10 protein-coding genes are annotated in these 7,284 nt (G+C 62.7%); 2 read left to right on the forward strand and 8 right to left on the reverse strand.

Annotation, left to right across the window (positions count from 1 at the left end; genetic code table 11):
* Positions 1–3: 3 nt before the first annotated feature.
* The 8 genes from PMI35_RS16645 to nrdR form a co-directional block, all read right to left on the reverse strand.
* Complete coding sequence (locus PMI35_RS16645) at positions 4–507, reverse strand: phosphatidylglycerophosphatase A family protein (protein ID WP_008059518.1); 504 nt, start codon at positions 505–507, stop codon at positions 4–6.
* On the reverse strand, positions 504–1,469 hold the full coding sequence (gene thiL, locus PMI35_RS16640; RefSeq protein WP_008059519.1) for a thiamine-phosphate kinase: 966 nt from the start codon (positions 1,467–1,469) through the stop codon (positions 504–506). The genes PMI35_RS16645 and thiL overlap by 4 nt, the downstream gene beginning before the upstream one ends.
* A gap of 18 nt (positions 1,470–1,487) precedes the next feature.
* Positions 1,488–1,988 (reverse strand): transcription antitermination factor NusB, encoded by a 501-nt coding sequence (gene nusB / locus PMI35_RS16635; RefSeq protein ID WP_008000432.1) that lies wholly within the window; start codon positions 1,986–1,988, stop codon positions 1,488–1,490.
* Positions 1,985–2,461, reverse strand: coding sequence for a 6,7-dimethyl-8-ribityllumazine synthase (gene ribH, locus PMI35_RS16630; protein ID WP_003228649.1), 477 nt, complete (start codon positions 2,459–2,461; stop codon positions 1,985–1,987). Before ribH ends, nusB begins: the two co-directional genes overlap by 4 nt.
* 91 nt (positions 2,462–2,552) lie before the next feature.
* Entirely contained in the window at positions 2,553–3,644 is a 1,092-nt protein-coding gene (ribBA, locus tag PMI35_RS16625; protein ID WP_008059522.1) for a bifunctional 3,4-dihydroxy-2-butanone-4-phosphate synthase/GTP cyclohydrolase II, read from the reverse strand.
* A gap of 31 nt (positions 3,645–3,675) precedes the next feature.
* Positions 3,676–4,341 (reverse strand): riboflavin synthase, encoded by a 666-nt coding sequence (locus tag PMI35_RS16620; RefSeq protein WP_008059524.1) that lies wholly within the window; start codon positions 4,339–4,341, stop codon positions 3,676–3,678.
* Between the two features lie 47 nt (positions 4,342–4,388).
* The gene (gene ribD / locus PMI35_RS16615) at positions 4,389–5,522 is read right to left on the reverse strand and encodes a bifunctional diaminohydroxyphosphoribosylaminopyrimidine deaminase/5-amino-6-(5-phosphoribosylamino)uracil reductase RibD (RefSeq protein ID WP_008059525.1); all 1,134 of its coding nucleotides are present in this window, start codon (positions 5,520–5,522) and stop codon (positions 4,389–4,391) included.
* On the reverse strand, positions 5,519–5,983 hold the full coding sequence (gene nrdR, locus PMI35_RS16610) for a transcriptional regulator NrdR (RefSeq protein ID WP_003228656.1): 465 nt from the start codon (positions 5,981–5,983) through the stop codon (positions 5,519–5,521). The genes ribD and nrdR overlap by 4 nt, the downstream gene beginning before the upstream one ends.
* 127 nt (positions 5,984–6,110) lie before the next feature.
* Between nrdR and PMI35_RS16605 the strand changes: the two genes are divergently transcribed.
* Positions 6,111–6,569: a YbaY family lipoprotein gene (locus PMI35_RS16605; protein WP_008059528.1), complete on the forward strand. Its 459-nt coding sequence runs from the start codon at positions 6,111–6,113 to the stop codon at positions 6,567–6,569.
* Positions 6,566–7,219: a class I SAM-dependent methyltransferase gene (locus PMI35_RS16600; RefSeq protein ID WP_008059531.1), complete on the forward strand. Its 654-nt coding sequence runs from the start codon at positions 6,566–6,568 to the stop codon at positions 7,217–7,219. The genes PMI35_RS16605 and PMI35_RS16600 overlap by 4 nt, the downstream gene beginning before the upstream one ends.
* The last annotated feature ends 65 nt before the right edge of the window (positions 7,220–7,284 follow it).

Below are 7,284 nucleotides of genomic sequence, written 5' to 3' on the forward strand. Positions count from 1 at the left end.
CCCTCAGGCGAAAATCCATACCAGCCCCTGCATCGCCAACCACGCAAACACCCCGGCCAACACATCATCGAGCATGATGCCGACGCCTCCATGCACATGCCGGTCAACCCAGTGAATCGGCCACGGCTTGAGGATATCGAAGAAGCGGAACATCAGGAATCCCGCCAGCAGCCACTGCCAACCTTCCGGCACCAGCCACAGGGTGATCCACATGCCGACCATCTCGTCCCAGACGATGCCTTCGTGGTCGTGCACCCGCAAATCATCGGCCACCTTGCCGCACAGCCAGAAGCCGAACAGCATGGTGATGCCCAGCATCAACCAGTAACCCCAGTCGGGCAACATCTGCCATAACGGGATAAAGGGTAGCGCAACCAGCGACCCCCAGGTGCCCGGAGCCTTTGGCAAGGTGCCCGAGCCAAAGCCAAACGCGAGGAAATGCCAGGGATTGCGCCAGACCGAAGGCGGTACGAACTCCGCCGGAACCTGTTTGGGGTGATCTGTCACGGTGTCTCCCGAAAATGTTGATAGCCCCGGGTATGCGGGGTGATGTCCTTGCCTTCGGCGTCCAGCAGCGTCACGCCCTGCCCCGTTACCACCCGCCCAATCACATGGATCGGCCAGCCGTCGGCCAGCAACAGTGGTAACTCGACGGACGGTAGGGTGAAGGCCAGGACGTAATCGTCGCCGCCGCTCAGGGCCGCTACCTGTGCGTCCTCTCGACCGAGAAAATCGACCAGGCTCTGCGACAGCGGCAAACGATCCCGTTCGACTTCGATTCCGACCTTCGAGGCCAGCGCGATATGCCCGCAATCAGCGAGCAGGCCATCGGAGATATCCATGGCCGACGTGGCCTTGCCACGCAGCGCCTGGCCCAAGCCGAGCTGCGGTTGCGGCGACCAGTAATGCGCCAACAGCGGTTCGGCAATGTACGCCTGGGCCGTGCGCTGGCCGAGCACCAACGGCAAGGCACCGGCGGCATTGCCCAGGTCGCCGCCCACACACAGCAGATCACCCGGTTGCGCACCGCTGCGGGTCAGCGCCAGACCGCCCGGCACGCGCCCGAACACGGTCATGGTCAGGCTCAGCGGCCCACGGGTGGTGTCGCCACCCACCAACGCCACGCCGCAGCTTTGCGCCATCTGGTTCAAACCACGGGCATAGGCCTGCAACCAATCGGCAGTCACCGTCGGCAAGGTCAGGGCAAGGGTAAAGGCAACGGGGGTGGCGCCCATGGCAGCCAGGTCGCTGACGGCCACGGCCAGCGAACGCTGGCCGAGCAGAAACGGATCGCAGGGGTCGGCGAAATGCACACCGGCCACCAGGGTGTCGGTGGAAATCGCCAACTGCTCCCCGGGAGGAACAGCCAGCAAGGCGCAGTCATCGCCAATCCCGAGGGCAACGCCTTCGCCGCCCTGCGCACAAGGCGCGGCGGCGAAGAAATTGCGGATCAGCTCAAACTCGCCCATCGCTGAATCAAGCGCCGATCAGCGCTTGAACGCCTTGACTTCAGCTTCACGCAGACGCGGGGCCAGCTTGTCGAGCACGCCGTTGACGAACTTGTGGCCATCGGTGGAACCGAAGACCTTGGCCAGTTCGATCCCTTCGTTGATCACAACGCGGTACGGTACGTCGACACGCTTGAGCAGTTCCCAGGTGGACAGGCGCAGAACCGCCAGTTCAACCGGGTCCAGCTCTTCGATGGTCAAGTCCAGGCAAGGCTTGAGCGCGGTGTCGATTTCGGTCTTGAACTGCGGAACCCCGTGCAGGATTTCGCGGAAGTACGCACCATCGACATCGGTGAAATCGTTATCGACCCGGAACTGCGCTTCGATCTCGTTCAGCGACTGCTTGGCCATGTGCCATTGGTACAGCGCCTGAGTCGCGAGCTGACGGGCTTCGCGACGCTTGACGCTTTTCGATGGCTTGCCAGCATCCGCAGGTTTTGGATCGCGCGGGTTGAAACGATCGCTTTCGTCGCTAATCACTTGGCCTCCAACTGCGCCAGCAGGCTGACCATTTCCAGAGCGGACAGGGCAGCTTCGGCACCTTTGTTCCCGGCCTTGGTGCCGGAACGTTCAATGGCTTGCTCGATGGAATCAACGGTCAGGACGCCGAAAGCGACCGGCACACCGAACTCCATGGACACCTGGGCCAGGCCCTTGGTGCACTCGCCAGCCACGTATTCGAAGTGCGGAGTACCGCCACGAATGACCGCGCCCAAGGCGATGATTGCCGCGAACTCGCCCTTCTGAGCGACTTTTTGCGCAACCAGCGGGATTTCGAAGGCGCCAGGGGCACGGATGATGGTGATGTCGCTTTCGCTCACGCCATGGCGAACCAGGGCATCAACAGCACCGCTGACCAGGCTTTCAACGACGAAACTGTTGAAACGGCCTACTACCAGAGCATAGCGGCCTTTAGGGGCGATGAAGGTACCTTCGATGGTCTTCAGGGTCATTCGATAGATCTCTTAAAGAGCCGGGACGCGTCTCGTACGCGTCCCTCGGTGATTTATTTGCCGCGAATTCAAGTCCGGAAACGACCGGTCATTATTCGGAGGGCACGTATTCTACAACTTCCAGATCGAAACCGGATATCGCATTAAATTTCATCGGTGCCGACATCAGGCGCATTTTGCGTACGCCGAGGTCACGCAGGATCTGCGAACCGGCACCCACGGTGCTGTAGGTGGTCGGCTTTTTCACCGCCAGGTGGTCGGCGGTTTCGCGAATGTGCGCCAGCAATACATCGCCATCCAGTGGGTGGCCGAGCAACAGCACCACGCCACTGCCGGCCTCGGCAACCGCGGACATGGCGGCGCGCAGGCTCCAGCGGCCCGGTTGCTTGACCATCAGCAGGTCGCGCAGCGGGTCCATGTTGTGCACCCGAACCAGGGTCGGTTCTTCGGCGCAGACAGTGCCCAGGGTCAGGGCCATGTGCACGTCGCCTTCCACGGAATCACGATAGGTCACCAGGTTGAATTGGCCCAGTTCGCTGTCCAGAGGCTGCTCGGCAATCCGCTGAACGGTACGTTCGTGGATCATCCGGTAGTGGATCAGGTCGGCGATGGTGCCGATCTTGATGTTGTGTTCAGCGGCGAAAGCTTCCAGCTCGGCGCGACGGGACATGGTGCCGTCGTCGTTCATCACTTCGCAGATCACCCCGCTCGGCTCGAAACCGGCCATGCGCGCCAGGTCGCACGCGGCTTCGGTGTGGCCGGCGCGGGCCAGGGTGCCGCCGGCCTGGGCCATCAGCGGGAAGATGTGGCCGGGGCTGACGATGTCTTCAGCCTTGGCATCACGGGCGGCTGCCGCTTGCACGGTGCGCGCGCGGTCGGCGGCAGAGATACCGGTGGTGACGCCGGTGGCCGCTTCGATCGATACGGTGAACTTGGTGCCGAAACCGGAACCGTTGCGCGGGGCCATCAGCGGCAGCTTGAGCAGTTCGCAGCGCTCGCGGCTCATCGGCATGCAGATCAGGCCACGGGCATGCTTGGCCATGAAGTTGATGTGTTCGGCCTGGCAGCACTCGGCGGCCATGATCAGGTCGCCTTCGTTCTCGCGGTCTTCGTCATCCATGAGGATGACCATCTTGCCTTGGCGGATGTCTTCAACCAGTTCTTCGATGCTATTGAGCGCCACAAGGCACCCCCATTCTTTTAGAAATTGAGTTTCAGGATTTGAGGTAGCCGTTGGCGGCCAGAAAGCTTTCGGTAATGGTGCTGCCGGCAGTTGGCTCAGCGGCCTTGTCGCCCAACAGCAGGCGCTCCAGATAACGCGCCAGCAAGTCCACTTCCAGGTTCACCCGGCGGCCTGGCTGGTACGACGCCATGATGGTTTCGCTCAGGGTGTGCGGAATGATGGTCAGCAGGAACTCGGCGCCATCGACTGCGTTCACGGTCAGGCTGGTGCCGTCGACGGTGATCGAGCCTTTATGGGCGATGTACTTGGCCAGTTCTTTTGGCGCGCGGATGCGGAACTCCACGGCACGGGCGTTTTCGGTGCGGGCAACCACTTCGCCCACGCCATCCACATGGCCACTGACCAGGTGCCCGCCGAGGCGAGTAGTCGGGGTCAGGGCTTTTTCCAGGTTGACCGGGCTGCCGCTTTTGAGGTCATTCATGGCGGTGCAGTCGAGGGTTTCGCGACTGACGTCAGCCGCAAAGCCATTGCCCGGCAGTTCAACAGCGGTCAGGCACACGCCGTTGACCGCAATGCTGTCGCCCAGTTTGACGTCGCTCAGGTCGAGCTTGCCGGTTTCGACGTGGACCCGCACATCCCCGCCTTTAGGGGTCAATGCACGAATACTGCCGATGGATTCGATGATGCCGGTGAACATGGGGTTCTCCTCGAGAACAGAGCCAGCGCTATAGCGATGGCCGGAAATTATACGCTCGCTGCCGGTGAAGGAATGGCAGTGACTCGCCAGTCATCGCCCACCGCGCGAATTTCGGTGATTTTGAGCTCGGGTGCATCTTTCATTTGCGCGAGCGGCCAGTCCAGCAGCGGCCGTGCCAAAGAGCCCAAAAACTTGCCGGCAATGAAAATCTGGAACTCATCCACCAAACCGAGTTGAGCGAAAGCACCGGCCAGTCGTGGACCGGCCTCCACCAACAGCTCGTTGACGCCACGGTTGGCGAGCTCGACCAGTAGCTGACGCAGATCGACCTGACCGTCGTAGCCGGGCACGATCAAGCATTCCGGGCCATTGGCGTATTGCTCTTCCACCGCCACACAGGTGGCGACCAGCGCCGGGCCGGCCTTGAAGAAAGGGGCATCCAGCGGCACCCGCAGACGCCCGTCGACCAGTACGCGCAGTGGCGGACGGCTCATCACCAAAGCGGTTTGCTCGGCATCCAGGCCCAGCTCATCGGCACGTACGGTCAAGCGGGCGTTATCCGCCAGCACGGTGTCGGCACCGGTCAGCACCACGCTGGCCTGGGCACGCAGGCGTTGCACCGCCGAACGCGCCGCGGGCCCGGTGATCCATTGGCTTTCGCCGCTTTCCATCGCCGTGCGACCGTCCAGGCTCATGGCCAACTTGACCCGCACGAACGGCAAGCCATGTTCCATGCGCTTGAGGAATCCCTGATTGAGCTTGCGCGCTTCACCCTCCAGCACACCACTTTCGGTGGCGATGCCGGCCTGGGCCAGGCGTTGCAGGCCACGACCGGCCACTTCCGGGTTCGGGTCCTGCATCGCTGCCACGACCCGTGCCACGCCGGCGTTGACCAGCGCATCGGCGCACGGTGGCGTGCGACCGTGGTGACTGCAAGGTTCGAGGGTCACGTAGGCGGTGGCGCCACGGGCCAGCTCACCGGCGGCGCGCAACGCGTGGACTTCGGCGTGGGGCTCACCGGCGCGTTCGTGCCAGCCTTCGCCGACGATCTGCCCGTCGCGCACGATCACGCAACCGACCCGCGGGTTGGGGTGAGTCGTGTAATGCCCTTTGCGCGCCAGCTCCAGCGCGCGGGCCATGTAATGGGCGTCGAGGATGGCTAGCTCTGCTGGCGTGGTCATTCTTTCACCGGTTCCCTGGCCAGGCGATCGATCTCTTCGCGGAACTCATTGAGGTCCTGGAAGCGGCGATACACCGAGGCGAAGCGGATGTAGGCGACTTCGTCGAGCTTCTGCAGCTCGGCCATCACCAGCTCACCGACCACGAGGGACTTGACCTCGCGTTCGCCGGTGGCGCGCAGTTTGTGTTTGATGTGCACCAGCGACGACTCGAGGCGCTCGACACTCACCGGGCGCTTTTCCAGCGCACGCTGCATGCCGGCGCGGAGTTTTTCTTCGTCGAACGGCTGGCGACTGCCGTCGGTTTTGATCAGGCGCGGCAACACCAGTTCAGCGGTTTCAAACGTCGTGAAACGTTCGCCGCAGGCCAGGCATTCACGCCGGCGGCGCACCTGTTCGCCCTCGGCGACCAGACGCGAGTCGATGACCTTGGTGTCGTTGGCACCGCAGAAGGGACAGTGCATGGTGGCAGGCAACAAAAAAAGGGAGGGCCATGGTAGCGCATCCGGGTGGCAAGACAAGCCATAGGGTTTGCGGTATACAGACGGGATGATCACATGATCCATGGATTTCACCCTTCCGGAGCTGCCAATGCCGTTACGACCGCTCGTTTTGCTCAGCCTTTTCAGCCTGTTGGTGGCTTGCAGCAGCGATGCCCCCCAGCCGCCAACGCCAGGCCCGGCGCCGCAGCAGGCGCAGAAGAAAGCCCGGGAATCGGCCAACCTCGGCCCGTTGCCAGCCTATCAACGGGAATTGAGCGGTACCCTGCAAGGCGTGCCGGACGGCGCCGAAGTCGAGCTGGCGCTGCTGGTGATCGACGAGAAGGACCGCCCGCAACAATTGCTCGCCAGTTCCAACCTGATCGGCACCAACCAGGTATTGCCGTTTCATCTGCGTTTCAATCCAGACGCGTTCCCGGCGGGCGCCCGGGTTGAACTGCGCGGCCGCGCCAGCCAGTCGGGTCAACTGATCCTGCACCTGCCATCACAGCGGATCTATCAGCCGACCACCCAGGTGCTGGGCCAGCTGCAATTCGTCAAAGCCCCATGAAGACGCCGCTGGACCTGCAACAGGCGTTGGGGGAATTGCTCGGAGATGCGCGACTGGTCGCTTGTGAGTTGCCTGAGACGGATCTGAAGCTGTGGCTGATCGATGGCGACAACATGGACCGCGCCTTCAGCCCGGAAGAGACCCGGCGCATCCTGCATGAACCGCCGTACTGGAGTTTCTGCTGGGCCAGCGGCCTGGCCGTGGCCCGTTACCTGGCGCAGAACCGGCATTGGGTCAAAGGCAAGCGGGTGCTGGATTTCGGTGCCGGCTCCGGGGTCGCGGGGATTGCCGCGGTCAAGGCCGGGGCGCTGGAAGTGGTGGCCTGCGACCTCGACCCGCTGGCGATTGCCGCCTGTCGGGCGAATGCCGAACTCAATGACGTACAGCTCACCTACTCGACGGATTTTTTCGCCGAAGACGATCGCTTTGACCTGATCCTGGTGGCGGATGTGCTGTACGACCGGGCGAACCTGCCGCTGCTCGATGAGTTTCTCAGTCGTGGTCGGGAAGCCTTGGTGGCGGATTCGCGGGTGCGGGATTTCCAGCATCCGTTGTATCAGCGCATCGAAATGCTGGAGGCCATGACCTTGCCGGATCTGTGTGAGCCCGAAGAGTTTCGGCACGTGAGCCTTTACCACGCAAGCCGTTAAAAGATCGCAGCCTTCGGCAGCTCCTACATTGACCGCGTGCAAACCCGATCCTGTAGGAGCTGCCG

Source organism: Pseudomonas sp. GM78, assembly GCF_000282475.1.
Lineage (GTDB): Bacteria > Pseudomonadota > Gammaproteobacteria > Pseudomonadales > Pseudomonadaceae > Aquipseudomonas.

Bases quoted from the DNA above. Each gene is read 5' to 3' on its own strand.
- PMI35_RS16620 (WP_008059524.1), bottom strand. From the start codon at position 4,341: ATGTTCACCGGCATCATCGAATCCATCGGCAGTATTCGTGCATTGACC.
- thiL (WP_008059519.1), bottom strand. From the start codon at position 1,469: ATGGGCGAGTTTGAGCTGATCCGCAATTTCTTCGCCGCCGCGCCTTGT.
- ribD (WP_008059525.1), bottom strand. From the start codon at position 5,522: ATGACCACGCCAGCAGAGCTAGCCATCCTCGACGCCCATTACATGGCC.
- nrdR (WP_003228656.1), bottom strand. From the start codon at position 5,983: ATGCACTGTCCCTTCTGCGGTGCCAACGACACCAAGGTCATCGACTCG.
- ribH (WP_003228649.1), bottom strand. From the start codon at position 2,461: ATGACCCTGAAGACCATCGAAGGTACCTTCATCGCCCCTAAAGGCCGC.
- PMI35_RS16600 (WP_008059531.1), top strand. From the start codon at position 6,566: ATGAAGACGCCGCTGGACCTGCAACAGGCGTTGGGGGAATTGCTCGGA.
- PMI35_RS16605 (WP_008059528.1), top strand. From the start codon at position 6,111: ATGCCGTTACGACCGCTCGTTTTGCTCAGCCTTTTCAGCCTGTTGGTG.